The organism is Bradyrhizobium sp. CCGUVB14 (assembly GCF_024199935.1).
Classification (GTDB): Bacteria; Pseudomonadota; Alphaproteobacteria; order Rhizobiales; family Xanthobacteraceae; genus Bradyrhizobium.
The window spans coordinates 209,268-235,806 of sequence record NZ_JANADS010000001.1; the positions used below are offsets into that span (position 1 = coordinate 209,268).

At 64.0% G+C, this 26,539-nt stretch carries 28 protein-coding genes; 12 read left to right on the plus strand and 16 right to left on the minus strand.

Annotated elements, in window-relative coordinates:
* Positions 1–19 precede the first annotated feature (19 nt).
* A complete protein-coding gene (locus NLM32_RS00970) occupies positions 20–799 on the minus strand; it encodes a tetratricopeptide repeat protein (RefSeq protein WP_254127364.1) in 780 nt (259 codons plus the stop codon).
* A gap of 83 nt (positions 800–882) precedes the next feature.
* Positions 883–1,128, minus strand: coding sequence for a PilZ domain-containing protein (locus tag NLM32_RS00975; RefSeq protein WP_027534981.1), 246 nt, complete (start codon positions 1,126–1,128; stop codon positions 883–885).
* A 238-nt stretch (positions 1,129–1,366) separates the two neighbouring features.
* Here NLM32_RS00975 and NLM32_RS00980 point away from each other — a divergent pair, with 238 nt between their 5' ends.
* The 4 genes from NLM32_RS00980 to NLM32_RS00995 all read left to right on the plus strand — a co-directional run bounded on the left by NLM32_RS00980 (position 1,367) and on the right by NLM32_RS00995 (position 6,688).
* Positions 1,367–2,905, plus strand: coding sequence for a YifB family Mg chelatase-like AAA ATPase (locus NLM32_RS00980; RefSeq protein ID WP_254127365.1), 1,539 nt, complete (start codon positions 1,367–1,369; stop codon positions 2,903–2,905).
* Positions 2,906–3,013: 108 nt separating this feature from the next.
* A complete protein-coding gene (locus NLM32_RS00985) occupies positions 3,014–3,484 on the plus strand; it encodes a hypothetical protein (RefSeq protein WP_254127366.1) in 471 nt (156 codons plus the stop codon).
* A 124-nt stretch (positions 3,485–3,608) separates the two neighbouring features.
* On the plus strand, positions 3,609–5,834 hold the full coding sequence (locus NLM32_RS00990) for an ATP-binding protein (protein WP_254127367.1): 2,226 nt from the start codon (positions 3,609–3,611) through the stop codon (positions 5,832–5,834).
* Between the two features lie 224 nt (positions 5,835–6,058).
* Positions 6,059–6,688: a histidine phosphatase family protein gene (locus NLM32_RS00995; RefSeq protein ID WP_254127368.1), complete on the plus strand. Its 630-nt coding sequence runs from the start codon at positions 6,059–6,061 to the stop codon at positions 6,686–6,688.
* 12 nt (positions 6,689–6,700) lie between these two features.
* On the opposite strand, the gene coaA is transcribed toward NLM32_RS00995, so the two are convergent.
* The 7 genes from coaA to hisB all read right to left on the minus strand — a co-directional run bounded on the left by coaA (position 6,701) and on the right by hisB (position 11,451).
* Complete coding sequence (gene coaA / locus NLM32_RS01000) at positions 6,701–7,657, minus strand: type I pantothenate kinase (RefSeq protein ID WP_254127369.1); 957 nt, start codon at positions 7,655–7,657, stop codon at positions 6,701–6,703.
* Between the two features lie 33 nt (positions 7,658–7,690).
* A complete protein-coding gene (locus NLM32_RS01005) occupies positions 7,691–8,017 on the minus strand; it encodes a phosphoribosyl-ATP diphosphatase (protein ID WP_148752730.1) in 327 nt (108 codons plus the stop codon).
* Between the two features lie 79 nt (positions 8,018–8,096).
* Positions 8,097–8,873, minus strand: a complete 777-nt coding sequence (gene hisF / locus NLM32_RS01010; protein WP_254127370.1) for an imidazole glycerol phosphate synthase subunit HisF — start codon at positions 8,871–8,873, stop codon at positions 8,097–8,099.
* 3 nt (positions 8,874–8,876) lie between these two features.
* The gene (gene hisA, locus NLM32_RS01015; protein ID WP_254127371.1) at positions 8,877–9,614 is read right to left on the minus strand and encodes a 1-(5-phosphoribosyl)-5-[(5-phosphoribosylamino)methylideneamino]imidazole-4-carboxamide isomerase; all 738 of its coding nucleotides are present in this window, start codon (positions 9,612–9,614) and stop codon (positions 8,877–8,879) included.
* Entirely contained in the window at positions 9,611–10,261 is a 651-nt protein-coding gene (gene hisH / locus NLM32_RS01020; RefSeq protein WP_254127372.1) for an imidazole glycerol phosphate synthase subunit HisH, read from the minus strand. Before hisH ends, hisA begins: the two co-directional genes overlap by 4 nt.
* Complete coding sequence (locus NLM32_RS01025; RefSeq protein WP_254127373.1) at positions 10,258–10,788, minus strand: DUF2628 domain-containing protein; 531 nt, start codon at positions 10,786–10,788, stop codon at positions 10,258–10,260. The genes hisH and NLM32_RS01025 overlap by 4 nt, the downstream gene beginning before the upstream one ends.
* A gap of 69 nt (positions 10,789–10,857) precedes the next feature.
* Positions 10,858–11,451, minus strand: coding sequence for an imidazoleglycerol-phosphate dehydratase HisB (hisB, locus tag NLM32_RS01030; RefSeq protein ID WP_254127374.1), 594 nt, complete (start codon positions 11,449–11,451; stop codon positions 10,858–10,860).
* Between the two features lie 201 nt (positions 11,452–11,652).
* On the opposite strand from hisB, the gene hslV reads away from it, so the two are divergent.
* The 4 genes from hslV (at position 11,653) to NLM32_RS01050 (ending at position 15,503) form a co-directional block, all read left to right on the plus strand.
* Complete coding sequence (hslV, locus tag NLM32_RS01035) at positions 11,653–12,213, plus strand: ATP-dependent protease subunit HslV (protein WP_027534993.1); 561 nt, start codon at positions 11,653–11,655, stop codon at positions 12,211–12,213.
* A 4-nt stretch (positions 12,214–12,217) separates the two neighbouring features.
* Positions 12,218–12,841, plus strand: a complete 624-nt coding sequence (locus NLM32_RS01040; protein WP_254127375.1) for a DUF2585 domain-containing protein — start codon at positions 12,218–12,220, stop codon at positions 12,839–12,841.
* Between the two features lie 52 nt (positions 12,842–12,893).
* Complete coding sequence (hslU, locus tag NLM32_RS01045) at positions 12,894–14,198, plus strand: ATP-dependent protease ATPase subunit HslU (protein WP_254127376.1); 1,305 nt, start codon at positions 12,894–12,896, stop codon at positions 14,196–14,198.
* A 180-nt stretch (positions 14,199–14,378) separates the two neighbouring features.
* Positions 14,379–15,503 (plus strand): hypothetical protein, encoded by a 1,125-nt coding sequence (locus tag NLM32_RS01050; RefSeq protein ID WP_254127377.1) that lies wholly within the window; start codon positions 14,379–14,381, stop codon positions 15,501–15,503.
* Here NLM32_RS01050 and NLM32_RS01055 read toward each other — a convergent pair.
* Genes NLM32_RS01055 through NLM32_RS01065 form a run of 3 tightly spaced genes read right to left on the minus strand, consistent with a single transcriptional unit; the run spans position 15,500 to position 18,271 of the window.
* Positions 15,500–16,093 (minus strand): Smr/MutS family protein, encoded by a 594-nt coding sequence (locus NLM32_RS01055; protein ID WP_254127378.1) that lies wholly within the window; start codon positions 16,091–16,093, stop codon positions 15,500–15,502. The two genes, NLM32_RS01050 and NLM32_RS01055, sit on opposite strands and share 4 nt — an antisense overlap.
* Entirely contained in the window at positions 16,090–17,589 is a 1,500-nt protein-coding gene (locus NLM32_RS01060; RefSeq protein ID WP_254127379.1) for an MltA domain-containing protein, read from the minus strand. Before NLM32_RS01060 ends, NLM32_RS01055 begins: the two co-directional genes overlap by 4 nt.
* The gene (locus NLM32_RS01065) at positions 17,567–18,271 is read right to left on the minus strand and encodes a Tim44/TimA family putative adaptor protein (protein ID WP_254127380.1); all 705 of its coding nucleotides are present in this window, start codon (positions 18,269–18,271) and stop codon (positions 17,567–17,569) included. The genes NLM32_RS01060 and NLM32_RS01065 overlap by 23 nt, the downstream gene beginning before the upstream one ends.
* Before the next feature lie 403 nt (positions 18,272–18,674).
* Between NLM32_RS01065 and secB the strand changes: the two genes are divergently transcribed.
* Entirely contained in the window at positions 18,675–19,160 is a 486-nt protein-coding gene (secB, locus tag NLM32_RS01070; protein WP_254127381.1) for a protein-export chaperone SecB, read from the plus strand.
* A 9-nt stretch (positions 19,161–19,169) separates the two neighbouring features.
* Here secB and dnaQ read toward each other — a convergent pair whose 3' ends face one another.
* Genes dnaQ through NLM32_RS01090 form a run of 4 tightly spaced genes read right to left on the minus strand, consistent with a single transcriptional unit; the run spans position 19,170 to position 22,014 of the window.
* Positions 19,170–19,889 carry a DNA polymerase III subunit epsilon gene (gene dnaQ / locus NLM32_RS01075; RefSeq protein ID WP_254127382.1) on the minus strand — a complete coding sequence of 240 codons (720 nt, stop codon included), beginning with the start codon at positions 19,887–19,889 and terminating at the stop codon, positions 19,170–19,172.
* Between the two features lie 38 nt (positions 19,890–19,927).
* On the minus strand, positions 19,928–20,527 hold the full coding sequence (gene coaE, locus NLM32_RS01080) for a dephospho-CoA kinase (RefSeq protein WP_254127383.1): 600 nt from the start codon (positions 20,525–20,527) through the stop codon (positions 19,928–19,930).
* A 23-nt stretch (positions 20,528–20,550) separates the two neighbouring features.
* Entirely contained in the window at positions 20,551–21,159 is a 609-nt protein-coding gene (locus NLM32_RS01085; protein WP_254127384.1) for a Maf family nucleotide pyrophosphatase, read from the minus strand.
* A 9-nt stretch (positions 21,160–21,168) separates the two neighbouring features.
* Positions 21,169–22,014: a pyruvate, water dikinase regulatory protein gene (locus NLM32_RS01090; RefSeq protein WP_254127385.1), complete on the minus strand. Its 846-nt coding sequence runs from the start codon at positions 22,012–22,014 to the stop codon at positions 21,169–21,171.
* Positions 22,015–22,473: 459 nt separating this feature from the next.
* Between NLM32_RS01090 and hemJ the strand changes: the two genes are divergently transcribed.
* From hemJ to mnmE, 3 genes are all read left to right on the plus strand, one after another.
* A complete protein-coding gene (gene hemJ / locus NLM32_RS01095) occupies positions 22,474–22,908 on the plus strand; it encodes a protoporphyrinogen oxidase HemJ (RefSeq protein ID WP_254127386.1) in 435 nt (144 codons plus the stop codon).
* 248 nt (positions 22,909–23,156) lie between these two features.
* Entirely contained in the window at positions 23,157–24,422 is a 1,266-nt protein-coding gene (rho, locus tag NLM32_RS01100; protein WP_027535007.1) for a transcription termination factor Rho, read from the plus strand.
* Positions 24,423–24,934: 512 nt separating this feature from the next.
* Positions 24,935–26,239, plus strand: coding sequence for a tRNA uridine-5-carboxymethylaminomethyl(34) synthesis GTPase MnmE (mnmE, locus tag NLM32_RS01105; protein ID WP_254127387.1), 1,305 nt, complete (start codon positions 24,935–24,937; stop codon positions 26,237–26,239).
* Positions 26,240–26,539: the final 300 nt, after the last annotated feature.

The following is a 26,539-nucleotide window of genomic DNA, read 5'->3' on the forward strand; positions in this document are numbered from 1 at the left end:
GACTCTCGGCGGCGGCGGATTACTTTTCCGCCCGCTGCTGCTGCTTCTTCGACAGCAGCTGGCGCAGCGCCGTGACCTTGGCTGCGGCCTGATCCGGCGGCAAATCTGCTTTCACAAGGATTTCAGCCTCGGCCTCGCGGCCCTGCAATCCCAGCACGAGCGCAAAATTGGCGCGGACCCGCGCATCGTTCTGATTGCGCTGATGGGCGCGGCCGAGCACCTGTTCGGCCTTCGACAGATTGTTTTGCAGCATGTAGGACAGGCCGAGATTGGACAGCACGGTCGGCTCGTCGGGCACGATCTTCAGCGCTGCAGCGTAATATTGCTGCGCTTCCTCGTTGCGGCCGAGCTGATCGAGCGCGGCGCCCTGCGCCGACAGGATGCGCCAGTCCGGATCCTCCGGCGTATGCGCGCGGCTGAGCACGTCGAAAGCCTGCTGGAAATTGCCATTGTCGGCGAGCGCGCGGCCATAGCCGGCGAGCAGCGCCTTGTTGCTGGGATGGGCGAGCACAGCCTGCTCCATCACCGCGACCGCCTGGGCACGCTGGCCGCTTTCGCGCAGCGCCTTGCCGTATTCGAGCGCAACATTGGGATCGCTGGGCTTGGCGCGATAGCACTCGCGCAGGGCGTCCATGGGCCTGGCATCGGCCGTCGCCGCAGGCTCCGACTTGCTGCCGCCACCGAGCGCGCCGGTCACGTCCTCCAGGCCCGTGGTCTGGCAGCCACCAAGGGCAAGCACCAGAAGCGCGGGAAGCAGAAATCTCGCCGGGGGAGAGGCAAGGGACGAACGCTTGGACATACTCTGATCACCGCCGGCGGACTGATCAGAGATGCTTTGCCGATTAACGCTAAAGTCCGGTTAAGGAAACGCGTCTGGCAGGACTAGTCGGTGAATTCCGCACCGAATTCGCAGCCGATGCGCCAGCGCAGGCGGCACTGCCGGGAATAATCGGGCGCGAAGATGATGGTGAATTGCGGCGGCACTTCCAGAAACTCCGCCACGACCTTCACGCCCCCATCCGAGATATCCGTGATCGTGCAGTCCCGCGGCAGCGAGCCCGCACCAAAATGGATCTTGGCGAGCCGCGTGCACACCCGACGTTCGCTTCTGCGGCGATTTGCAAGCATTTGAATTCTTCACCCGTTAGACCACGGCCCATCCCGCAGCCTTAGGAGTAGCGGACATTCGTTGGAATGTGCTGAGGAGAGCCGGTCGCATTCGAGGCGTAGTCGAAGCTTAATGTCTGGGTCCCGTTTACCGGTCGTTAGGGAATGCGGCGCCCTCACCTTCGTTCCCGTATTGTTCTTGTCAGAGCGGTCCGGGTCTGCTACCCCTAATTGTGCGAGGGGCAAATCTGGTTCGAGAATGGTCCAGCGGGTTTCGACAGTCGCCTTTGAAGGGATCGAGGCCCGCGCGGTCGACGTGCAGGTGCAGGTCGCGCCAGGCCTGCCGGCCTTCGCCATCGTCGGCCTTCCCGACAAGGCGGTGTCGGAGGCGCGCGAGCGGGTCCGCTCGGCGCTGATCGCCTCGGGCCTGGCGCTGCCAGCGCGGCGGATCACCGTCAATCTCGCCCCTGCCGACCTGCCCAAGGAGGGCAGCCATTACGACCTGCCGATCGCGCTCGGTCTGATGGCGGCGATCGGCGCGATCCCGCCGGATGCGCTGACCGGCTTTACCGTGCTCGGCGAGCTCGGCCTCGACGGCTCGATCGCGCCGGTGGCCGGCGTTCTGCCCGCCGCGATCGGCGCCAACGTGCGCGAGGAAGGCCTGATCTGTCCGGCAGCCTGCGGCTCGGAAGCGGCATGGGCGAGCCCGGATATCCAGATCGTCGCCGCACATTCGCTGATTCAGATCGCCAACCATTTCAAGGGCACGCAAGTGCTGTCGCGGCCCGAGCCGAAGGTGCACGAGGCTGCCGCCTCAAGGCTCGACCTGCGCGACATCAAGGGCCAGGAGAGCGCCAAGCGCGCGCTGGAGATCGCGGCCGCGGGTGGGCATCACCTCCTGATGATCGGCGCGCCCGGCGCCGGCAAATCGATGCTGGCGGCGCGCCTGCCCTCGATCCTGCCGCCGCTGTCGCCGAGCGAATTGCTCGAGGTCTCGATGATCGCCTCCGTCGCCGGCGAGATCGAGGGTGGCGCGCTGACATCGCAGCGACCGTTCCGCTCGCCGCATCATTCCGCAAGCATGGCCGCGCTCACCGGCGGCGGCGCGCGCGCAAAGCCCGGCGAGATCTCGCTGGCGCATCAGGGCGTGCTGTTCCTCGACGAGCTGCCCGAGTTCGATCCGCGCGTGCTGGATTCGCTGCGCCAGCCGCTGGAGAACGGCGAGGTCTCGGTCTCCCGCGCCAACCATCGCGTCACCTACCCTGCCCGCTTCATGCTGATCGCGGCGATGAATCCCTGCCGCTGCGGCAACGCGTTCGAGCCCGGCTATTCCTGCAAGCGCGGCCGCATCGATCGCTGCACCGGCGATTACCAGGCGCGCATCTCCGGCCCGCTGATGGACCGCATCGATCTGCGCATCGAGGTGCCGGCCGTGACCGCGGCCGATCTGATCCTGCCGCCGCCGGCCGAAGGCTCCGCTGAGGTCGCCGCGCGCGTCGCAGCCGCGCGCGACATCCAGCTCGCGCGCTACGCGGATGCCGGACTGCCGCAGATCCGCACCAATGCCGAGGCGCCGGCGTCGGTTCTGGAGGATATCGCCAAGCCGGACGCGCAGGGACAGAAGCTGCTGCGCGATGCCGCCGAAACCATGCGGCTGTCGGCGCGCGGCTATCACCGGGTGCTGCGGGTGGCGCGCACGCTCGCCGACCTCGACGGCGCCGATAAGATCGGCCGGCTGCATCTCGCCGAAGCGCTGTCCTATCGCGCACTCGCGGAGGATGTACGACAGCTCGCCTGATCATCCAGCGCATCAACCCGGCGGTAACGAGTTTCCTTTACGCTCTGCAAACCATAGGCCCACAAGTTCCAGTTCGGGCTTGGGTGTGTCCTTGGCGAGTAGCGTGTCATGTTGCGTTTCAAGATCCTGGCCTCGGTGGTTCCCCTGTTGGCGGCTGCGGTGTTCGCCCGCAACGAGATCGGATCGGTCTCGAATCCCTGCATCGCCCTCGGCGAGACCTCGGTCGAGCTCACCTCCCTGTTCTGGACCGCCGGCGTGCATGTCGCCTTCACCGAGGATCCGGAACGGGCAACGGTGCGGGTTCAAATCACCGACGATGCCGACGCTGCCGACTTCGCGGTCGTCGACGATGGCGCAAGCGACGAGCCGGGCGCCTGCCAGGGCAATCCGTCGACCCGCCTCATTACGATTGCCTCGCAGCCCGTCGACGGCGGTCCGGTGATCTATCTCGCCACCGACGGCCCGGCCGATTACCGCATCTATGTCCGCTCGAAGACGTTCTCGCAGAAGGAAGCGGCAGCCCTGATCGTCGGCGCCCGCGGCAACCGCCCACTCCCCCTCCAGGCCGCCTCGCTTTGAGGCGTTAACACCTCGTCAACCCTGTTTGGAGGCCGCCGCAAAGCCTCAAGTTGTTCGCAAGGTCCGCGAGACATCGTCGCGAACGGCGGTGGCAGGTTTCGAATAAGAGTCGGGGTCGGTGGCAATGGGTCGGACGTTCCGGATCAAGGTGCGCATGCGCCGCTTCAGGCGACAGCACCCCAAGATTGCCTTCGCGATCCGCTCCTTCATGATCTTCTCGGCGACGTTCGGCGGCGCCTATGGCTTCGTCACCGGCAGCCGCGCGCCGAATTCCGGCTACGATCCCAACGCGTTTGCAATCGGTGCGAGCTTCCTGTTTGCGCTGGCCTGCCTCGGGCTGGCAACGCTCAGCATGCGGCTGCGTTTCGTCAACAAGCGGATGAAGAAGCTCGCCGCCCACAACGAGGTGCTGATCGACCGCAATTGGGAGTTGAAGGAAGCCGAAGAGCGCGCCCGCAGCCTGTTCGAATCGCAGGGCGATCTGATCGTGCTGCGCGACCATCAGGGACGGATCACCTTCGCCAACGACGCCTATTGCGCGCTGGCCGGACAGGAGCGCGGTGCGCTGGTCGGCACGCGCTTCGATTTCGACGTGCTGGAGCAGGGCGATAGCGCCCGTGAAAGCAACGGTACCCGCATCCACGATCAGAAGATCGCGACGCCGGTCGGCGCGCGCTGGATCGCCTGGCGCGAGGGCTTTGTGCGGCACGACGCCGGTCAGCCCGCGGAGTTGCAGAGCGTCGGGCGCGACGTCACCGACCGCACCGAGACCGAACGCGCGCTGTCGGATGCCCGCGACCAGGCCGACGCCGCCAACCGTGCCAAATCGCGCTTCCTTGCGATGGCCTCGCACGAGATCCGCACGCCGCTGAACGGCATCATCGGCATGGGCGGCCTCCTGCTCGACACCTCGCTGACGCCGGAGCAAACAACCTACGCCCGGGCGGTGAAAACCTCGGGCGAAGCGCTGATGGCGCTGATCGAGGAGCTGCTCGACTATTCCAAGATCGAAGCCGGCAAGCTCGATCTCGACCAGCGTCCCTTCGCGCTGTCGACCTTGATCGAGGAGGTCACCGAGCTGCTGGCGCCGCGCGCGCAGGCCAAAAACCTCGAGATCGCGGCTTACGTCGACGAGCGCCTTCCGCTGGAAGTCGTCGGTGACGCCGCACGGCTGCGCCAGGTGCTGCTCAACCTCGCCGGCAACGCCATCAAGTTCACCGCAAGCGGCGGCGTGGCGCTGATCGTCGAACCCGGCATCTGGCCGAACGAGATCAGTTTTCTGGTCCGCGATACCGGCATTGGCATTGCGCCGGACGCGCAGCAGCGCATCTTCCGCGAATTCGAGCAGGCCGACGACCGCGTCGCCCGCACCTATGGCGGCACCGGGCTCGGCCTCGCCATCTCCGAGCGCATCGTCAAGCGCATGGGCGGTCGCATCACGCTGGAGAGCGCGCCGGCGCAGGGCTCGACCTTCGAGGTCGCAATCCCGCTCGCGCCGTCGCACGGCGACGCCGGACATACCGCGTTCCCGAGCCCCGATCTCGCCGGCAAGTCGATCCTGCTGGTGGCCGACGGCATCGAAGCGTCGCTGATCGCGCGGCGGCTGGAACGCTGGGGTGGCCAGACCTGCCTGGTCTCCGATACGTCCGTCGCGGAAGCGTTGCTGCCGGAACGCCCATGGCATGCGGTGCTGATCGACCGCGCGCTCGGTCCGGTCGTTGCCGACCGCCTGGGCGAAATCGCCCGTGGTCACGCGACGCAGCGGCTCGTGCTGCTGACGCCGAGCTCGCGTCATGACAAGCTTTCGCCGGCCTTCACCGGCTTCCTGGTCAAGCCATTGCGCGCAGCCTCCCTCGCCGCGCGTCTTGCGCTGACGCCCGAAGTCGTCTCGCCCGATCTCGCGCCCGAGCCTGTCGAGCCGACCGCGATCAAACCGCCCGCGAGAGGTCTTTCGATCCTCGTCGCCGAAGACAACGAGATCAACGCGCTGTTGATGCGGTCGCTCCTCACAAAACTCGGCCACCGCGTCGTCATTGCGGTCCATGGCGAAGCCGCACTGGAATCCTGGCTCGCGGCGAGCTCGGCCGGCACGCCCTATGATCTGGTCTTGATGGACATCCAGATGCCGCAGCTCGACGGCATCGAGGCAACGAAACGCATCCGCGCCCATGAGACGGCCACCGGCGGCCGCCACACGCCGATCCTCGCGCTCACCGCGAACACGCTGGTGGAAGATCGCTATGCCTGCTTCGAGGCGGGCATGAACGGGTTTTTGATCAAGCCACTCGATCGCGAGAAGCTGGACGAGGCACTGGCGGGATTGGCCGCGTCGCGGCAGCTGGCGGTGTAACCACAAGCGACACGGCCGTAGGGTGGGCAAAGCGAAGCGTGCCCACGTATTTGCATTTGGCAATACGGATAGAGGCCGTGGGCACAGCGCTTCGCGCCTTTGCCCACCCTACGGCACTGATCGACAACTTCACGACAACCTGATATCGGCCGGCAATCGACAATTGAAATCGACTGCGCGGCGCGCCACCATCCTCCGGGGCATTTGAATCGAGGATTTTGCGCATGGGTGTGCTTGTCCGGCTCGCAATCATTGTCCTTCTCGCTGGCCTCTCCCGGGGCGCTGCCGCCGATACGCCGGAACTCATCTCATCGCTCAAGCAAGGCGGCTATGTGCTGGTGTTTCGGCATACCGCGACCGACGACAGCCAGAAGGACGTCTACCCCTTCAAGTTCGACGACATGAGTGCCCAGCGCCAGCTGAGTGAGAAGGGCAGGGATATGGCGCGTCAGATCGGGGCGGCAATCCAGGAGCGCGCGATTCCGATCGGGAATGTCTACACGAGCCGTCTGAACCGCGCGATCGAAGCTGGCAAGCTGATCGCCGGCAAGGAGGGTAAACCGGTCGACGCATTGACGGACAGCAGCAACGCCAGCGCATCGGGAATGGCAAACCCCACCGCGGCGAACGCAAAGGCCGGAGCGGCCGTGCGTCAGCTCGTCGATCAATCTCCGGCCCCCGGCACGAACACCGTCCTCGTCACGCACAAGACGAACATTGCCGATGCCTTCGGCAAGGAGGCCGGAGACGTTCAGGAAGGCGAAGCCTTCGTCTACCGGGCCAACGGCTCCGGGCCCGCGACTTTCATGGCACGCATCAAGTTCGCAGATTGGACAGCAAAGGCCGGCAAATAGGAGGCTGCGAAGCTACAGCCTTCTCAGCGCCACGCTCTCCACCGCGTGATCCGCGCCCTTCTTCAGGATCAGCGTCGCGCGTGGGCGGGTCGGCAGGATGTTGTCCTCGAGATTGGCGAGGTTCGTGCGTTCCCAGATCGCGGTGGCGGTGGCGGTGGCCTCCTCGTCCGACAACAGCGCATAGCGATTGAAGTAGGATTTTGGATTGGTGAACGCGGTGTCGCGCAGCGCCAGGAAGCGCTTGATGTACCAGCGCCGCAGCGCCGCCTCGTCGGCGTCGATATAGACCGAGAAGTCGAAGAAGTCGGAGACCACGGGCACCGCCTTGCCGTCGCGCGGCAGCTTGCCGGTCTGCAGCACGTTGACGCCTTCGACGATCAGGATGTCGGGCTGGTCGACCTCGGCCCATTCGTTCGGCACGATGTCGTAGGTCAAATGCGAATAGACCGGCGAGCGCACATGCCGCCGGCCCGCCTTGATGTCGGACAGGAAGTTGAGCAGCAGCGGCAGATCGTAGCTCTCCGGAAAGCCTTTCTTCTGAAGGATGCCTTGCTGCTCGAGCAGGGCCTTCGGGTAAAGGAATCCGTCCGTCGTGATCAGCTCGACTTTCGGGCGCGGCGACCAGCGCGCCAGCAGCGCCTGGAGCACACGGGCCGTGGTCGACTTTCCGACCGCAACCGAGCCGGCGACGCCGATGATGTAGGGCACCTTGCGGTCGCGGATGTTGAGGAACTGCCGCTCCGCGTAATACAGCCGCTGCATCGCATCGACATAGATCGAGAGCAGGCGCGACAGCGGAAGATAGATGTCCTCGACTTCCTTGAGGTCGAGGCGGTCATGCAGCGAACGCAGCCGGTCGAATTCGCCCGGCTCCAGCGTCATCGGCGTGTCGTCGCGCAACCGCGCCCACTCTTCGCGCGTGTAGACGCGGTATGGATTATATTGCTGCTCGGGTGCGCGGATATCCATGACGCGACCTTCTCCGTAACGAGCCCAGCTCGGCTAGCTGCCGCTCTTGCGAGACGCTTTCTCTTCCAGCCCGGACATGTTCGTACGCTTGTCCAGCGCCGCTTCCACCTCTTCCAGTTTTACGCCGCGCGCCTTGAGCAGCACAAGGAAGTGATAGAGCAGGTCGGCGCCCTCGGCGATCAGATGATCGCGATCGTTTTCGACTGCTGCGATTACGGTTTCGACTGCTTCCTCACCGAACTTCTTGGCGCAATGTTCGGCGCCCTTGTCGAGCAGCTTGCGGGTATAGGAGCCCTCGCCACCGGAGGCCGCGCGGGCATCGATGGTGACGGCGAGATCGTGGATCGTGAAACGCGGCATACTGAATACTCGAAACGCGCGTCTGGCCGGTTGGGCCAGTCCCCGCCGGTTGATGTAGCACTTTTATGAACGGGAGTCGTCAGGCATCCAGGCGCATGGGTAATCCGCGCCGGGCCATGTGCTCCTTGGCTTCACGGATGGTGAATTCCCCGAAGTGGAAGATCGAGGCGGCGAGCACCGCGGTAGCGCGACCATCGCGGATACCGTCGACGAGGTGGTCGAGATTGCCGACACCGCCCGAAGCGATCACGGGAACGGGAACGCTGTCGGCGATCGCCCGGGTCAGCGGGATGTCAAAACCCTGCCGGGTGCCGTCTCGATCCATCGAGGTGAGGAGAATTTCACCAGCGCCGAGCGAGACCACTTCCTGGGCATATTCGATGGCGTCGATCCCGGTCGAGTTGCGGCCGCCATGGGTAAAGATCTCCCAGCGCTCGCCACCGCCGGCGCGCTTGACCCGCTTGGCGTCGATCGCCACCACGACGCACTGCTCGCCGAATTTTTCGGCGGCTTCCTTGACGAACTCGCGGCGCGACACCGCGGCGCTGTTGATCGAGACCTTGTCGGCGCCGGCGCGCAGCAGCGTCTTGATGTCGTCCACCTTGCGGACGCCACCGCCGACGGTCACCGGCATGAAGCAGGCCTCTGCCGTGCGCCGGACCACGTCCAGCATGATGCCGCGGTTCTCATGGGTCGCGGTGATGTCGAGGAATGTGAGCTCGTCGGCGCCGGCGGCGTCATAGGCGATCGCGGCTTCGACGGGATCGCCGGCGTCGCGAAGATCGACGAAGTTGACGCCCTTGACGACGCGGCCGTCCTTGACGTCGAGGCAGGGGATCACGCGCACCTTGAACATGTGTCAGCTCCCGGGCGCGTTGCGGATCAGGGTGAGGGCGGCGGCGGGGTCGAGCCGGCCGTCATAGAGCGCACGGCCGGCGATCGCACCGGCGAGCTTTTTCGCGCGCGGTGTCAGCATGGCCTTGACGTCCTCGATCGAGGCGAGGCCGCCCGACGCAATCACGGGAATCGAGATGGCGTCTGCCAGCGCAATGGTCGCATCGAGGTTGAGGCCCTTGAGCAGGCCATCGCGCGCGATGTCGGTGAAGATGATGGCGGCAACGCCGGCATCCTCGAAACGCTGCGCGATCTCCAGCACGGTGACCTGCGAGGTCTCGGCCCAGCCTTCGACCGCGACCTTGCCGTCGCGCGCGTCGAGCCCGACCGCGACGCGGCCGGGGAATTTCTTTGCGGCCGCTTTCACCAGCTCCGGATCGCGCACCGCAGCGGTGCCGATGATGACGCGGGTGATGCCCTTTTCGAGCCAGGCTTCGACGGTCGCGAGATCGCGAATGCCACCGCCGAGCTGCACCGGGATCTTGATCGTCTTCAGCATCGCCTCGACGGCCTGCGCATTCACCGGCTTGCCGGCAAACGCACCGTCGAGATCGACGACGTGGAGATACTCAAAGCCCTGCGTGACAAAGCTCTCGGCCTGGGCGGCGGGATCGAGATTGAACACGGTCGCGCGCGCCATGTCGCCTTGCTCGAGGCGCACGCACTGGCCGTTCTTGAGGTCGATGGCAGGAAAAAGAATCACGGTTTCCATCGCAAAAAGTTCGAGATCAGGGCTAGCCCAAAACGCTGGCTCTTCTCGGGGTGAAACTGCGTACCGATGGCGGTGTCCTTCGCGACGATCGCGGTGACGGGACCGCCGTAATCGGCGCGCGCGAGCACGTCCGCCTCGTTGGCGGCGTTGAGGTGGTAGGAGTGCACGAAATAGGCGTGCTGGCCCTTGGGACCGAGCGGCAGCTTGTTCAGCACCGGATGCTCCGCGAGCACATCGAGCGTGTTCCAGCCCATGTGCGGGATCTTCAGGCTCTCGTCGCGCGGCGTGATCTTCTCGACGTCGCCGCCGATCCAGTTGAGGCCTTCGGTGATGACATGTTCCTTGCCGCGGCTCGCCATCAGCTGCATGCCGACGCAGATGCCGAAGAACGGCCGCGCCTTGACGCGGACCGCTTCGGTGATCGCCTCGACCATGCCGTTGACGGCATCGAGCCCGCGCCGGCAATCGGCGAAGGCGCCGACGCCCGGCAGCACCAGGCGATCAGCCTCATAGGCCTGATCGGGATCGCTGGTGACGAAGACCTTTTGCGGATTTTCCAGGCTGCGCGCGGCGCGCTCGAATGCTTTCGCGGCGGAATGCAGATTCCCGGAACCGTAATCGATGATGGCGACGCTCATCTTGACCCTCCCGGTTCTGGAAACAATCCAATGATGCCGCCGGCCGGAATTGGCGGCGGGTTGGAAAATTGCTGACCCGGCACGTTGCGGGTCGGCGGCGGGCCGCCGCGATCGACGGCCCATTGATCGTTGACAATGCCGCGCTGCTTCTGGCTCCAGCGCTCGAAGAAACGCCGCTCGGCGGTGTCCTCGTCATCGGCAACGACGACATCGAGCTGCCGCCAGCTGCCGCGTGAGAGAGTCCAGCGGCGCAGGCTCGAGGCCTCGAAGCCCATCAGCAGCGCGACGATGATGTTGGCGAAGAAGATCGAGCCGCGGCCGACGCCGAGACTGTGAAGCCCGGCATCGAACGCGGCGAGGAAGACGATCCAGCCGATCAGGGCCAGCCAAAGCCTGTTCCAGGCCAGCCAGAATGGACCGAACACCATGGCCCAGAAATGGAAGCCGTCGCGCACGAACACGAATTTGTCGGTCGCGCGCAGGTCGGCCCCGCCTGGGGTGGGAGCATGAACTGTGTAGACAGGCATTTTCGATGCCCCGTTCTCGAGAATTGAAGTCAATGCCGCCGGCGGCGCCTGGCCACCGAAACGGAGATGTCAGCCGCCAAGCGATCCCTTGGTGGACGGGATTTCGCCCGCCGCCTTGGGATCGATCGCGACCGCGGTGCGCAGCGCCCGCGCCAGGCCCTTGAAGCAGGACTCGGCGATATGGTGGCTGTTATCGCCATATAGGGTCTCGACGTGGAGAGTCACGCCGGCGTTGATGGCGAAGGCCTGGAACCACTCGCGCACCAGCTCGGTGTCGAACTCACCGATCTTGTCGCGGGGGAAGTCGGCCTTGAACACCAGGAACGGGCGGCCCGAAATGTCGATGACCACGCGCGTCAGCGTCTCGTCCATGGGCATGTGCACGCCGGCATAGCGGGTGATGCCCGCCATGTTGCCGAGCGCCTGCCTGACCGCCTGGCCGAGCGCGATGCCGGTGTCTTCGGTGGTATGGTGATGATCAATGTGCAGGTCGCCCACCGCCTTGACCGTGAGGTCGATGCGGGAATGGCGGGCGAGGAGATCGAGCATATGGTCGAAAAAGCCGATGCCGGTCGCGATATTGGCCACGCCGGTGCCATCGAGGTTCACGGAGACCTCGATGTCGGTTTCCTTGGTCTTGCGCTTGATCGTCGCGGTGCGCATTGAAAGCTGGCTTTCATCCTAGCTTGGAGCCGAAAACGCCTGTCTCTTAACAGCGAAATGACGCCTTCGCTACTGCGGGAACGGCTGGCGGGGCCTCTACTTCTGCCTATGGTGAGCGAATTCGGCCCGGAACGGCCCGTTGTGCCCCGGTTGTCCCTTTCGCCGCGACCGCCTAAATCAGCCGGGACAACGAGGTTTAAGATGCAGGATTCCCAGAACAGCTCGCCGGTCTGGCACGGCACCACGATTTTGACGGTCCGCAAGGGCGGCAAGGTGGTGGTCGGCGGCGACGGCCAGGTCTCGATCGGCCAGACCGTCATCAAGTCCAACGCCAAAAAGGTCCGGAAACTCGGCAAGGGCGACGTCATCGGCGGCTTCGCCGGCGCCACCGCCGACGCCTTCACGCTGTTTGAGCGGCTCGAATCCAAGCTCGAGCAATATCCGGGGCAACTGACCCGGGCCGCCGTGGAGCTCGCCAAGGACTGGCGCACCGACCGCTACCTGCGGCGGCTGGAGGCCATGATGATCGTGGCCGACAAGGACGTCTCCCTGGTCCTGACCGGGACCGGCGACGTGCTCGAGCCCGAGGCCGGCGTCATGGCGATCGGCTCAGGCGGCAATTATGCACTGGCCGCGGCCCGCGCCCTGATCGACACCGACAAGGACGCCGAGACCATCGTCCGCCGCTCGCTCGATATCGCCGCCGACATCTGCGTCTACACCAACCGCAACGTCACCATCGAAGCGCTGACGGCCGGCTAAGCGGATGGCATTGGCCCGCAGCGACAGCCCGACCCGACCCGCGTTTCCGGCGCTCGCCTGGGTCGGCATCGCGCTGTTGCTGCTGGCGCTGCAGGCCTCGATCCTGTTCGCGATGGGGCGGGTGCCGATCTGCACCTGCGGCTACGTCAAGCTCTGGCACGGCGTGGTGAACAGCTCGGAGAACTCCCAGCACATCGCCGACTGGTACAGTTTCTCGCACGTGCTGCACGGCTTCCTGTTCTATGGACTGACCTGGCTGTTGTTCTCGCGGCGCTTGAGCTCTTTGCAGCTCTCCTGGCCGGCGCGGCTGATCATCGCGATGCTGATCGAGGGCGCCTGGGAGATCGTCGAGAACTCGCCGTTCATCATCGAGCGCTACCGCGCCGGCACGATCTCGCTGGATTATTTCGGCGACAGCATCGTCAACTCGGTCTCTGACAATCTGTTCATGGTGCTGGGCTTCCTCACCGCGCGCGTGCTGCCGATCCCTGCAACCGTCGTGATCGGGCTCGCGTTCGAAATCATGCTGGCGCTGCACATTCGCGACAATCTGACGCTCAACGTCCTGATGCTCATCCATCCGATCGAGGCCGTGAAGCAATGGCAATCCGGTCCGCCGATCATTTGACGGTCAAAAAACCGGCTTGTCCCCGCCGGCTTCTAATCCTAGCTAAGGTCCCATGACAGACTTTTCCCCCCGCGAAATCGTTTCCGAACTCGACCGTTTCATCGTCGGCCAGGCCGATGCCAAGCGCGCCGTCTCGATCGCGCTGCGCAACCGCTGGCGGCGACAGCAGCTGACCGGCTCGCTGCGCGAAGAGGTGCTGCCGAAGAACATCCTGATGATCGGCCCGACCGGCGTCGGCAAAACGGAAATCGCGCGGCGATTGGCGAAACTCGCGAATGCGCCGTTCCTGAAGGTGGAAGCCACGAAGTTCACCGAGGTCGGCTATGTCGGCCGCGACGTCGAGCAGATCGTGCGCGATCTCGTCGAGGTCGCGATCGCCCAGGTGCGCGAGCGCAAGCGCAAGGATGTGCAGGCGCGCGCCCAGCTCGCCGCGGAAGAGCGCGTGCTCGATGCGCTGGTCGGCGCTAATGCGAGCTCGGCGACGCGGGAATCCTTCCGCAAGAAGCTGCGCGCCGGCGAGCTCAACGACAAGGAAATCGAGATCGAGACGCAGTCGTCCGGCAGCGGCATGCCGATGTTCGAGATTCCGGGCATGCCGGGCGCGCAGATGGGCGCGATCTCGATCGGCGATATTTTCGGCAAGATGGGCGGCCGCAGCAAGACGCGGCGGCTGACGGTCGAGGGCTCGCACGAGATCCTCGTCAACGAAGAGTCCGACAAGCTGCTCGACACCGACCAGCTGACGCTGGAGGCGATCAGCGCGGTCGAGAACAACGGCATCGTGTTCCTCGACGAGATCGACAAGATCTGCGCCCGCGATGGTCGCGTCGGCGGCGACGTCTCGCGCGAAGGCGTGCAGCGCGACCTGCTGCCGCTGATCGAGGGCACCACGGTCTCGACCAAGCACGGCGCGGTCAAGACCGACCACATCCTGTTCATTGCCTCCGGCGCCTTCCACGTCGCAAAGCCGTCCGACCTGCTGCCGGAATTGCAGGGCCGGCTGCCGATCCGCGTCGAATTGCAGGCGCTGACCCGCGACGACATGCGCCGCATCCTGACCGAGCCCGAGGCCTCGCTGATCAAGCAATACGTCGCGCTGTTGCAGACCGAAGGCGTCACGCTCGACATCACCGACGACGCCGTCGACGCGCTCGCCGACGTCGCGGTCGCCGTCAATTCGACCGTCGAGAACATCGGCGCGCGCAGGCTGCAGACCGTGATGGAGCGCGTGCTGGACGAAATCTCCTTCACCGCCCCCGACCGCAACGGCGAGACCGTCCGGGTCGATGCCGATTTCGTGCAGAAGCACGTCGGCGACCTCGCCAAGAACGCGGATTTGAGCCGGTTTATTTTGTAATTCGGGGCGGCCGCGCTATTCATTCCGCCGTCGTCCCGGCGAAAGCCGGGACCCATAACCACCAACGCTTATTGTTGGAAAAGATAGCGGCCCCAGCCTTGGCTCAAAACGAACATTCGTGGCTATGGGTCCCGGCTTTCGCCGGGACGACGCCGGAGGTTGACGCGCGCCGGGTGCCGCGTGCCCGCTAGCATTTGGCAAAACCCCTGGCGGCTGCTGCTCGCGATCAACGCGGCGGTCATCGTCGGCGTGTTCGTTCACAAGATCCAGCTGCCGCCTTACGTCCCCTACATCCACCTCCTCGTCGATTACCATTTCGGCTTCATCAAGCGCGGCCTGATCGGGGCTGTTGTCGCGCTGTTCACCAGCAAAGTGCCGGTGTGGCTTGTGTTCGCACTCGGCGGCGCGACCTGGCTGGTGACAACAGCGCTGTACGCAAAACTGTTTCAGAAGACGTTCGGCTTCACCGCGAAGACGCTGCCGCTGTTCGTCTTCATCGCGGGATCGCCGTTCTTCCTGAAGAACTTCATGCACACGCTCGGCCATTTCGACATCTATGGCTGCGCGCTGGCGATCATCCTGTTGCTGATGCCGGCAGGCTCACTCGTGTTCGTGGCGACGGCGGCGCTGTTCTCGATCATCCTCGTGCTGATCCACCACATTCATCTCTTGATGTATGTGCCGACGATCATCACCATCGTCGTGACCAGGCACTATCTCGCTTACGGCCTCAATCGCGGCAATGTCGCGTTCGGCATCGCCGCCCTCGCCGCGGTCTCCGCACTGTTCTTCGCGGCGCAGTTTTTGGGAACGATGCCGGTGCCGGAAGCGGATTTCGTCGCGTACCTGAAAACGCGGATGGCCGATCCCTCGCGCACCGATCTGCTGCAATTCAGCTACATCTGGTACCAGCCGCTGGCGAAGGAGCTTTCGGATACCTGGGGCCGCCTGCCGCACAACAGCCTCGGCATTCCCGTGTTCGCGCTGCTGATCTGGCTGCACACACCGCTGTGGCGCTATTTTGCGAACCTGATCGGCGGTCTTGCGAACCAAACGCACCGCCGCCTCGTCATCGCAGCGCTGATCGGAATCAGCCTCGCCTATCTCGTGATGTTCGCGATGGTGTTCGACTATTCGCGCTGGATCTCGAACTGGGCAGTCTGCATGTTCCTGATCCTGCACGCGGTGAAGATGCTGCCGGCCAAGCAGGAGACGCCGCTGATTCCTGCGGAGGATCAGAAGACGAACATCTTCGGCCTGATCGTCACGCTGATCCCGCGCGTCGGAATCGTCCGGCCGTTCTAGAATCTGGCCCGCCTGATCCGCACATAAAGCGCACCCTCGCCGCCATGACCGATAGCGGCCTCTTCAAAGCCGACGACGAAGGCGCGGAATTCCGGCAGGCTCAGCCATTCCGGCACTTGCCGACGCAGCACGCCGCTTTCGCCGCCGCTGCGGCCCTTGCCGGTGATGACGAGCACGAAGGTCAGGCCATCGTGATGGGCGCGGTGGAGAAAACCGGTCAAGGCGCGGTGCGCGCGCATCTGGGTCATGCCGTGCAGATCAAGCCGCGCCTCGATCTCGCTACGGCCACGTGACAGCTTTGTCCGCTCGCGCTTGCCGAGCGGGGCGAGCGGCGGCATCGCCGGCTTTGACGGACGCGGTGCGGCCGCAGCCGCCAGCGGCCGCGGCGATAGCGCGGGCTTGGCAACATGCGCTGCGGGCGCAGGCTCCGCGCGCTGCACGGGATGCAGCTTCGTCGCGCGATGCTTCCGCAGCGGCTTGACCTGCTTTGCGACCAGCTCCCACAGCTCGCGATCTTCCTCGGTGAGCCCGCGACGGCGCGGTGAGGGACGCGGAGGATCCAGCGCGGGCGGACGGGACGATCGCTTCATTGCTGGTGGGGACGACTTTTCATGTGCCTGCGCGGTTCGCGAACAGGTTCTATCACAGGACGCGGCGCCGGCAGCGGCACCGGGCCGGCGATTGCGACGGTCTCGCCCTTGGCCGCCTCCTTGGGATCGGTCTGCGGAAACAGCTTTGCGATCTTCTCCGACGGCCGCGGATCCGGCACCGGCAGCCGCGCGGCGCGCATGGCGGGATCGAGGCTCTTCGGCACCAGCATCACGAAATGCATGGGATGACGCAGCCGACCCGAGACGCGGCCGGCGTCAGCGCCCGCGCCAAAATAGAGATCCGCGCGGGCAGGCCCGATAATGGCCGAGCCGGTGTCCTGCGCGATCATCAGGCGATGGAACGGCGTCTTGGCGCGGTCGGACTCGATCGGCAGCTCGCCCTCGATGAAGAACGGCGTGCCGTAGACATGGAGCGATTTGTCGACCGCGATCGAACGGCCGGCGGTCAGCGGGATGCCCTGCGCACCGACCGCTTCGTCCTTGTCGGACAGATTGACCTCGTGGAAGAAGATGTAGGAGCGGTTCTGGCGCCGCAGCTCCTTGGCGCCGTCAGGATTCTGCGCCATCCACTCCCTGATCTTCTGCATCGACATCTCCTCCCTCGGAATGATGCCGCGCTCGATCAGGACACGCCCGACGGCCGTGTAGGGATAGCCGTTATAGGAATCGTAGTTGAGCCGAAGGGTGCTGCCGTCGTCGAACTTGATCCGCGCCGATCCCTGGATCTGGGCGAACAGCAGATCGGTCGGGTCCTTCAGCCAGGCGACCTCCAGCCCGCGGCCGGCGATCTTGCCGTCCTCGATCTCGCCGCGGTCGTAATAGGGCACCAGCTTGCGGCGGCCGATCTTGCGGTAGACCGATCCCTTGTTGGGCAGGCTGACCGAGGCCTGATTGAAGCCGCGCACGAACAGGTTGGAGGGGCGGCGATAGACCGGGACGTTGTAGACATCGGTCTGCGTGCGCGATCCGTCCAGCACCGGCTCGTAATAACCGGTGACGAAGCCGTCGGGCTCGCCGAGCCGCGAAATCCGCAGCGGCGAAAAATTCTCCTCGAAGAACGTCTTCGCCTGGGCGTCGTCGGCCGGCTCGAGCGATTTGACGGCCCGGCAGGGTTCGCTCAACGAGCCGCCCAGGGCCTTTTGTTCGGGAGCGCCGGTCTGCGCATTGATCGAGCGGCAGCTGGCGCGAAAGGTCTTGTAGGCCGCGAGATGATCGTCGTCGCTCCAGCCCTTCACGTCGGCCCAGGCCAGCGGCAGATATTGCGCGCCGGGAATCTCGAACGGGAGCGGGAGCTGCGGGTAGGGCAAAGCCCGCGGCGGGATCGCAGCGACTTCGGGAAGGTGGTGGTAATGGCTGCGGTAGTGACGCCGCGCAGCCTCGGCGCCAAGCGAAAACGAAGCCAGCACGACGAGGCCTGCGCAAAGCGCCGTCGCGCTGTTCTTCAGAAAGATCTTAATTCGCGCTTCCGGTGCCAACCAGCTTCCAGTTCGGATCGCGAGAGGTGGTGTCGCGGGCGAAAGTCCAGATATCGGTGATATCGGCGACCTTGTCGGCGCTACCGTCGACGATGGTGCCGGCCTTGTCGCGGGTGGCCGAGATCATCTGCGAGACGAAGCGGATGGTCAGCTGCGCCGTGCGGTCGCGCAACTCGGCGCCGACCAGCTCGGCCTTGTCGATCGAGACGAAGCGCGTCTCGGTCTTCTGCTCGTTCTTCTCGCGGTCCTTGATCGCGGCGTCGAAGCTCTCATAGACCTCCGACGACAGCAGGTCGCGCAGCGCGCGGCGGTCGCCATTGGCGAAAGCCAGCACGATCATCTCATAGGCGCCGCGGGCGCCCGAGATGAAGTGACGCGGATCGAAGGTGGAATCCTTGTCGACGATGGCATCGAGGCCCTGGGCGAGCGCAGTGCCCGGCTCGGTCAGGCCCTTCCAGCGATCGGAGGGCGGAGCCGGCTCGGCCGTCGGCGCCACGGGCGCCTGGTCGATCACCTTGCCCGGCATGGTCACGACGTTCTTGTCCGGGGCACCACCCAGCGCATTGCGAGCCGTGCGGTCGAACGGCGGCCGTTCGTTTCCGGTCCGCTGCCCCAGCACGCTGCGCAGTCGCAGGAAAATAAAGACCGCCAGCGCCAGGAAAATGATGGTGTAGATGTCCACGTGGTATTCGCTTTCTGGTCTTTTCGAGAAGGGGCCGTCGCCGGGAAAATCGATCCGGCCAGTAGACCGTTCCATACGGGAACGGCAAGTCTACATCACCATTTTGGGTCCGAGCGTCACGTCCGCCGGATGTAGGCACGAAATTCGGCCCGGCCAATGGCGCCTTTTGGCACAGCGCGGAGTGTAGCGCGTTTTATGCTTAAGGGGAAACCCGATCCTGGCCGGAAATCGCGCATCTTCAAGCGTTTAACATGCGATTTCGGGTTAGGGACGGGTCAAACGTCACAGTTACGGGCGCGGCCCGGATCGATCCTCCGGAGCCGTTCGTCCTTGTCGAATGAGGCGGCCCTATGTTAGCCAACCGCCGCGAAATTCAGCCCAAATCGGGTAAGGAGACACTTCGATGACCAACGGTAACGGTACCCCTCCCGAGGCGGCCCAGGCTCCCCAGCTCAACGTGCTGGCGCAGTATACCAAGGACCTCTCGTTCGAAAATCCGAACGCACCGGGCTCGCTCCAGCCGCAGAACCAGGCGCCCCAGATCAACATCCAGATCAATGTCAGCGCCAACAACCTCAGCGATTCCGAGTTCGAGGTCACGCTGTCGGTCGAGGGCAAGGCCGAGAACGCCGGCAAGGTGATGTTCTCGTTCGAGCTCGCCTATGCCGGCGTGTTCCGGATCGTCAACGTGCCGAAGGAAAACCTGCACCCGCTGGTCATGATCGAGTGCCCGCGCCTGCTGTTCCCGTTCGCCCGCGAGATCATCGCGACCGCCGTGCGCGACGGCGGGTTCCCGCCCCTGATGCTGGACCCGGTCGATTTCGTCGGTCTCTATCGCCAGAACATGGAGCGGCAAATGGCCGCCGGTGGTCAGGCCGGCCAAGCGTAAGGCTAAGGCCTAACCAGCAGGATCGACGGCAGCTGGAGCGGGCAGGAACTCGTTCCAGATCGCCTTGTCGCCGAGCGTTGCGATGAAAGCCCGGTGGGCTTCGCGCTCGGCGTCTGACACCCGCGGCGCGAGCGGCACGGACCGCTGCCGCCGCGGCGCATCGCCCGCGGCATTGACGCGAATCTCCTGGGTGTCCGACGCCAGCAGCAGCTGCGACTGCCGCGCCCCGACCAGATCAACATAGACTTCCGCGAGCAGTTCGGAATCGAGCAGCGCGCCGTGCTTGGTGCGGTGTGAATTGTCGATCGAATAGCGCGAGCAGAGATCGTCGAGCCGGTTCGACACGCCGGGATGCTTGCGCCGCGCCAACAGCAGCGTGTCGACCAGCCGCTCGCGCGGGATCGCGGGACGCTTGATCCGGTCGAGCTCGGCATTGATGAAGCTGATGTCGAACGAGGCGTTGTGGATCACCAGCGGCGCATCGCCGATGAATTCCAGAAACGCGTCGACCACCTCGGGGAATAGCGGCTTGGTCGACAGAAACTCCGCCGACAGCCCGTGCACCGCGAAAGCCTCCGCCGGCATATCTCGTTCGGGATTGATATAGACGTGGTACGTCTGTCCCGTCGGCATGCGGTTGAAGATCTCGACGCAGCCGATCTCGACCAGGCGATCGCCGCGCAAGGGATCGAGGCCGGTGGTTTCGGTATCGAGAACGATTTCACGCATGTTTCAAAGAGATCTGAGGCGCCGTGTGGAGCGGCGAATCAGGCTCGCCGCTGCGGCATCTTAACGACCTCGGCCAGGATGTGCGTGATTTGCGCGCGCACCGGCTCAAGTCCGTGTGAGGTATCCACGACGAAATCGGCCCGCTTGCGCTTTTCGGCATCGGGCGTCTGCTTGGCGATGATGGCGTCGAGCTTTGCTTCGTCCATGGTTCCCCGCGCCAGCACCCGTTCGCGCTGGACCTCCGGCGAGGTCGAGACCACGACCACGGCGTCGACGCGCTTCTCGCCACCTGTTTCGAACAGCAGCGGAATATCGAGAACCACGACCGGAGCCTTGGCGGCTTCGGCATCGGCAAAGAATTTCTGCCGGGAGGCACCGAGCATGGGGTGAACGATCTGCTCAAGCTGCTTGATCGCGGCGGGATCATGCACCACGCGCGCTGACAGTTTGGGACGATCGACCTTGCCGTTCGCGGTGGTGCCGGGGAAGGCGGCCTCGATCGCGGGCGCGGCCTCGCCTTCATAGAGCTGATGGACGGCAGCATCGGCGTCGTAGACGGGCACACCGGCCTCCGCGAACAATTTCGCGGTGGTGGATTTGCCCATTCCGATCGAGCCGGTCAGTCCGAGAATCCGCATCAGCGCAAAACCATCCCTGTCAATCACACCGTCATGAGCCGTTCGCGCCGCAGGAACGCAAGCAGCGGCAGCAGCGGCAGGCCGAGAATGGTGAAATGGTCGCCCTCGATCCGCTCGAACAGATGGATGCCAAGGCCTTCGAGCTGATAGGCGCCGACGCTGGTGGTGACGGCATCACCGGCGGCGTCGAGATAGGCCGAAAGCTCGGCCTCGGTCATAGCTCGCATGGTCATGCGGGCAATCGACACATCCTCGAAAACAATCTTGCCGTCATGCGCCACTGTGACGGCGGAATTCAGCTCGTGGCTGTGGCCGGTAAGATCGCGCAACTGCGCCAGCGCCTGGGTCCGACCGGCCGGCTTGTTGAAGAGGCGCTCGCCAAGCGCGAGCGTCTGGTCGGCGCCGATCACATAAGTTCCGGGACGATTGGCCGAGACGGCCTTGGCTTTCTCGCCCGCCAGCAGCAGGGCGATCTCGCGCGGGTTTGAAAGTCTCGAAGCAGCCTGGATACCGCGCTCGTCGATGTCGGCGGTCACAGTCTCGAATTCGAGCCCGGCGTTCGCCAGCAGCATTTTGCGTGCGCTGCTCTGCGAGGCCAGGATCAACGGAGTTTTGCCGCGCCACAGAGCCATTTTCAAAAGCTATTCAGAAGGCCGGTTACGCTGACGATCGCTGTAGAGCTTCATGATCGCCGCCGCGGTTTCCTCGATCGAGCGCCGCGTCACGTCCAGCAGCGGCCAGTCGTGCTTGGCGCTCAGCTTGCGCGCGAACGCGACCTCCTCGGTGACCGACTGCCTGTCGGTATAGGTGTCGCTGCCGGATCCGGATTCGGCGCCCATGGAGAGCAGGCGGTTCTGACGGATCTGGATCAGACGTTCCGGTGTCGCATGCAGGCTGACCACCAGCGGCCGGGTCAGCGTCTCCAATTGCGCCGGGACAGGAATACCCGGCACCAGCGGCACGTTCGCGGTGCGGATGCCGCGATTGGCGAGATAGATCGACGTCGGCGTCTTCGAGGTGCGGGACACGCCGACCAGGACGACGTCGGCTTCCTCGAGCCCTTCGACGTGCTGGCCGTCGTCATGGATCATCGTGTAGTTCAGTGCGTCGATGCGCTTGAAATATTCCGCATTGAGCACGTGCTGCGCGCCGACGCGACCCGTCGTCGCAGCGCCGAGATAGGCTTCGAACAGCTGCATGACCGGGCCGATGATCGACAGGCTCGGAACATTGATCGCCTTGCACTTGTCCTCGAGCCGCGAGACCAGGTCCTTCTCCAGCAGCGTGAACAGCACGATGCCCGGCGCTTCCTCGATCTCGTCGAGCACGCGGTCGAGCTGCTTCTGGCTGCGCACCAACGGATAGACATGTTCGACCGGCGTGACGTTCGCGTATTGCGCGGCGACGGCGCGCGCGACCGTGATCAGGGTCTCGCCGGTGGAGTCGGAGACGAGGTGCAGATGGAAATAATTGTTCGAGGTCGGCACAAAATCTCTTTGTATGTCGGCGGTGTGGTTTGTGGATTTCTGTGGACCTTAACCCCTCGGAAAGGGTTGCGCGACACCAGGGGCGGGACAAGTGCCAATTTTCTTCACACCACTGCCCGTCAGAACAACTCCGGCGGCCGGTCGCGCGAGAAGCGGGATTGCGCGGACAAGCCCCTTGATAGGCTGCGGATGGAAATGCGCAAGCCTTTGAGTCCGGACCATTTATCTGGTCGGGCGGGAACTGTCGCGGACATGTTGATGGATGTGAACAAGCGTCTGCGAAGTGGCGGACGGCATTGTGTGAGTCCAATCCACGGTCACTCAGACTCAAACCTTAAGAATCTAAGATTCTTTATTGGAGAAGGGCGCTCCAGAGAGATATGTGTGCAGGTGAGATCTTAACGAGTTCTTACTATCCCCAGATCGCCGAACGGCTGGGCGCAAAGGTGGACGCCGGACATGTTTGAAGACGTCTATCTCTGGATCAAGGCGCTGCACGTGATCGCCGTCATCTCCTGGATGGCCGGCATGCTCTATCTGCCCCGGCTGTTCGTCTATCATTGCGAGGCCGAGATCGGCTCGAAACAGTCCGAAACCTTCAAGGTGATGGAACGTCGCCTGCTCAAGGCGATCATCAACCCCGCCATGATCGTCACCTGGCTTGCCGGGCTTTACCTTGCCTGGGCCGGCCATTGGTTCACCTTCGGCTGGCTGCACGTAAAACTGGCACTGGTGCTGGCGATGTCTGCGGTCCACGGCTTTTTTTCCCGCTGGCTCAAGGACTTCGCTGCCGACCGGCGCCCGCGCAGCCAAAAATTCTTCCGCATTATCAATGAGGTGCCGACCGTCCTGATGATCATCATCGTCTTCATGGTGATCGTGAAGCCGTTCTAGGCAATGATCGGGAATGATCGCCCAGCGCTTCGGCTTGCGGAGTGGGAAGCAATTTTCTATATTATCGATATCCCACCCAACGCAGGCGGATGTGGTTGTGTCCGAGCTTTTTGAAGGCCGGACACCGCATCAGGTTTGAAGCCCCCACCGGCACTTAACCTTGCCAGACCTGCGGACCTTACCTTCTCACGTCCGCATTTCAGAGCCTCCTCGCACCCCTCCCAAGGTTACCCCACAGGACCACCCCAATGCGGGAAATTAAACTCCAGGACCTCAAGTCGAAGACGCCGGCCGAGCTCGTCTCGTTCGCGGAAGAGAACGGGGTCGAGAATGCCAGCACCATGCGCAAGCAGGAGCTGCTGTTCGCCATCCTCAAGCAGCTTGCGCTGGCCGAGACCGACATCGTCGGCGAGGGCGTCGTCGAGGTGCTCTCCGATGGCTTCGGCTTCCTCCGCTCGCCCGACGCGAATTATCTGCCGGGCCCGGACGACATCTACGTTTCGCCGTCGCAGATCCGCCGTTTCGGCTTGCGCACCGGCGACACCATCGAAGGCCACATTCGCAGCCCGAAAGAGGGCGAACGCTATTTCGCGCTGCTGAAGGTCAACACGCTCAATTTCGAAGACCCGGAAAAGGCCAAGCACAAGGTCAATTTCGACAACCTCACGCCGCTGTTTCCGAATCAGCGTTTCCGCATGGAAATCGACGATCCGACGCGGAAAGACCTGTCTGCGCGCGTGATCGACATCGTGGCGCCGATCGGCAAGGGCCAGCGCGCGCTGATCGTCGCGCCGCCGCGCACGGGTAAAACCGTGCTGATGCAGAACATCGCGCACTCGATCACCCACAATCATCCCGAATGCTATCTGATCGTGCTTTTGATCGACGAGCGTCCGGAAGAAGTCACGGACATGCAGCGCTCGGTGAAGGGCGAGGTCGTATCGTCGACCTTCGACGAACCGGCCGTACGTCACGTCCAGGTGGCCGAGATGGTGATCGAGAAAGCCAAGCGCCTCGTCGAGCACGGCCGAGACGTCGTGATCCTGCTCGATTCGATCACGCGTCTGGGCCGCGCCTACAACACCGTGGTGCCGTCATCCGGCAAGGTGCTGACCGGTGGCGTCGACGCTAACGCCCTGCAGCGCCCGAAGCGCTTCTTCGGTGCCGCCCGTAACATCGAGGAGGGCGGCTCGCTGACCATCATCGCGACCGCGCTGGTCGATACCGGCAGCCGCATGGACGAAGTCATCTTCGAAGAGTTCAAGGGCACCGGTAACTCCGAACTGATCCTGGACCGCAAGGTCTCGGACAAGCGGACCTTCCCGGCCATCGACATCTCGCGCTCCGGCACCCGCAAGGAGGAGCTCATCACCGACAATCAGGTGCTGAAGAAGATGTACGTGCTCCGTCGCATCCTGAATCCGATGGGCACCATGGACGCGATCGACTTCCTGCTCGACAAGCTGCGCTCGACCAAGAGCAATTCGGAGTTCTTCGACTCCATGAACACCTAGCCAGGGTGCAGCAAGAATTTTGAGGGCGCCTTCGGGCGCCCTTTTTATTTGTGCGGCTTTGCTGCGGTAGTGGTGCAGTATGGCTGACGGATCGGCTGGGAATTCGGAATCGCGTCAAACTGTTGATATATTTACAGTATGATTGACTTTGGCCGGCTGAATCGCTCAGAGCGAAGTCGGGTTTGCAGTAAAATGCTGCGGTGCAGTATTAATATTGCTGCGGGCTAGAGCGCAGCAAAATAGGGTTCCCAACAGATCGTTTGCCTTTTTGAACGGGACCCGAAAGATAGGCGGGGTCCCAATTAGTTCCATGCGCGAGAACCGTGATTGCCGCCTACCTTCCTGATCTTTCTCTGGCTGGTCGTCGGCTTGCCTTCGTTCGTGGCAGGCGTGGCCATGACCATCGTCGCTATTTACGGCCGGAAGCTTTGGCGGCTAAGGCGAAGACGGCAATTCGTCAGAGGCAAACGCGCGACGCCCTGATCTGCCTTCTGCGCTATTAAGCCAGGATCATGCACCCGCGAGACCAGACCATCTTTGCGTTGTCGTCCGGCCGTCCGCCGAGCGCGATCGCGATGGTGCGAGTCTCGGGCCCACACGCCGGCCTGGTGTTGACGGCACTGACCGGCAAGCTGCCGACGCCGCGGCGGGCCAGCCGCCGGCTGCTCCGGGACCATTCCGGCCAACCCATCGACGATGCGGTCGTGCTCTGGTTTCCGGGGCCGGGGACCGCGACCGGCGAGGACGTCGCCGAATTTCACGTCCATGGCGGACGCGCCGTGCTGGCCGCGCTCCTCGCTGCTATTTCGTTAATTCCGAATACGCGTGCGGCCGAGCCCGGCGAGTTCACGCGGCGCGCATTCGAGAACGGCAAGCTCGATCTCACCGAGGCCGAGGGGCTCGACGATCTCATTCACGCCGACACGGATCGCCAGCGCCGCCAGGCGCTGCGGCAGTTGCAAGGCCTGCTCGGCGATCGCGCGCGTGATTGGCGCGAGCGCATCATCGAGGCCTCGGCGCTGATCGAAGCGGGAATCGATTTTTCCGATGAGGGCGATGTGCCAGCGGAATTGCGCGCGCCGGCGGTGAAAGCGATCAAGGCGCTTCACGACGAAATCACAAAAGTCCTTGCGGCACAGGGACATTCCGAACGCCTCCGCGACGGTCTGGTGGTTGCGATCGCAGGCGAGCCGAATGTCGGCAAGTCGACGCTGATGAATCAGCTCGCCCGCCGCGACGTCGCGATCGTTTCGCCGCACGCCGGCACCACACGCGACGTGATCGAGGTGCAGCTCGATCTCGATGGCTATCCCGTCACGGTGATCGACACGGCCGGCATCCGCGAGACCAATGATCCTGTCGAGCAGGAAGGTGTGCGCCGGGCGAGGGCGCGGGCCGAAGACGCCGACCTCGTGCTATGGCTGGTGGAGGGCGAGCGCGCCGTCGATCCATCCGGCGGCCAGGTCTGGATCGTCCGCAACAAGATCGATCTCGGGGGAACAGGGGCACGCGGCGAGTTCGGGATCTCGGCGAGCCGGGGCGACGGCATTCCGGAGCTGGTCGAGGCCCTCGTGAAATTCGCGGCGGACTTCTTCGGGACCACCGAGGGCGCATTGGTGACCCGGGCCCGGCAGCGAGACTTGTTGAGCCGCGCCTCGGACAGCTTGCGCCGGAGTCTCGACCTTGTAGAAGAGGGCGAAGAGCTCGCGGCCGAAGAGCTACGTGCCGCGGCTTATGCTTTGGGCCGACTGCTCGGTCGGGTCGACGTCGAGGACGTCCTCGGGGCCATTTTCCAGAAATTCTGCATCGGAAAGTAGCGCTAGTTCTTCAATGTAGAACTAGCGCTTGTTCCATTGTTTGTGTTCCACGTGAAACGGACGATGGGGCTGCATGCTGTTTCACGTGAAACGAGTACCGTAGGGTGGGCAAAGCGAAGTGTGCCCACGATCTTGAATATGCGAGCAGCTCGTGGGCACGACGCGCGAAGGGCGGGCCTTTGCCCACTCTACAGGACCTATTCCGCACACTGTTTCACGTGAAACAGCAGCCGTTTGACGCACTTCCTACTGTGCATGGGGTTGTTGTCGCGGAGCCGCGCCGAGCGCTCCAGCCCTTCC

Bases quoted from the DNA above. Each gene is read 5' to 3' on its own strand.
- NLM32_RS00970 (WP_254127364.1), bottom strand. From the start codon at position 799: ATGTCCAAGCGTTCGTCCCTTGCCTCTCCCCCGGCGAGATTTCTGCTT.
- NLM32_RS00975 (WP_027534981.1), bottom strand. From the start codon at position 1,128: ATGCTTGCAAATCGCCGCAGAAGCGAACGTCGGGTGTGCACGCGGCTC.
- NLM32_RS00980 (WP_254127365.1), top strand. From the start codon at position 1,367: ATGGTCCAGCGGGTTTCGACAGTCGCCTTTGAAGGGATCGAGGCCCGC.
- NLM32_RS00985 (WP_254127366.1), top strand. From the start codon at position 3,014: ATGTTGCGTTTCAAGATCCTGGCCTCGGTGGTTCCCCTGTTGGCGGCT.
- NLM32_RS00990 (WP_254127367.1), top strand. From the start codon at position 3,609: ATGGGTCGGACGTTCCGGATCAAGGTGCGCATGCGCCGCTTCAGGCGA.
- NLM32_RS00995 (WP_254127368.1), top strand. From the start codon at position 6,059: ATGGGTGTGCTTGTCCGGCTCGCAATCATTGTCCTTCTCGCTGGCCTC.
- coaA (WP_254127369.1), bottom strand. From the start codon at position 7,657: ATGGATATCCGCGCACCCGAGCAGCAATATAATCCATACCGCGTCTAC.
- NLM32_RS01005 (WP_148752730.1), bottom strand. From the start codon at position 8,017: ATGCCGCGTTTCACGATCCACGATCTCGCCGTCACCATCGATGCCCGC.
- hisF (WP_254127370.1), bottom strand. From the start codon at position 8,873: ATGTTCAAGGTGCGCGTGATCCCCTGCCTCGACGTCAAGGACGGCCGC.
- hisH (WP_254127372.1), bottom strand. From the start codon at position 10,261: ATGAGCGTCGCCATCATCGATTACGGTTCCGGGAATCTGCATTCCGCC.
- NLM32_RS01025 (WP_254127373.1), bottom strand. From the start codon at position 10,788: ATGCCTGTCTACACAGTTCATGCTCCCACCCCAGGCGGGGCCGACCTG.
- hisB (WP_254127374.1), bottom strand. From the start codon at position 11,451: ATGCGCACCGCGACGATCAAGCGCAAGACCAAGGAAACCGACATCGAG.
- hslV (WP_027534993.1), top strand. From the start codon at position 11,653: ATGCAGGATTCCCAGAACAGCTCGCCGGTCTGGCACGGCACCACGATT.
- NLM32_RS01040 (WP_254127375.1), top strand. From the start codon at position 12,218: ATGGCATTGGCCCGCAGCGACAGCCCGACCCGACCCGCGTTTCCGGCG.
- hslU (WP_254127376.1), top strand. From the start codon at position 12,894: ATGACAGACTTTTCCCCCCGCGAAATCGTTTCCGAACTCGACCGTTTC.
- NLM32_RS01055 (WP_254127378.1), bottom strand. From the start codon at position 16,093: ATGAAGCGATCGTCCCGTCCGCCCGCGCTGGATCCTCCGCGTCCCTCA.
- secB (WP_254127381.1), top strand. From the start codon at position 18,675: ATGACCAACGGTAACGGTACCCCTCCCGAGGCGGCCCAGGCTCCCCAG.
- dnaQ (WP_254127382.1), bottom strand. From the start codon at position 19,889: ATGCGTGAAATCGTTCTCGATACCGAAACCACCGGCCTCGATCCCTTG.
- coaE (WP_254127383.1), bottom strand. From the start codon at position 20,527: ATGCGGATTCTCGGACTGACCGGCTCGATCGGAATGGGCAAATCCACC.
- NLM32_RS01085 (WP_254127384.1), bottom strand. From the start codon at position 21,159: ATGGCTCTGTGGCGCGGCAAAACTCCGTTGATCCTGGCCTCGCAGAGC.
- hemJ (WP_254127386.1), top strand. From the start codon at position 22,474: ATGTTTGAAGACGTCTATCTCTGGATCAAGGCGCTGCACGTGATCGCC.
- rho (WP_027535007.1), top strand. From the start codon at position 23,157: ATGCGGGAAATTAAACTCCAGGACCTCAAGTCGAAGACGCCGGCCGAG.
- mnmE (WP_254127387.1), top strand. From the start codon at position 24,935: ATGCACCCGCGAGACCAGACCATCTTTGCGTTGTCGTCCGGCCGTCCG.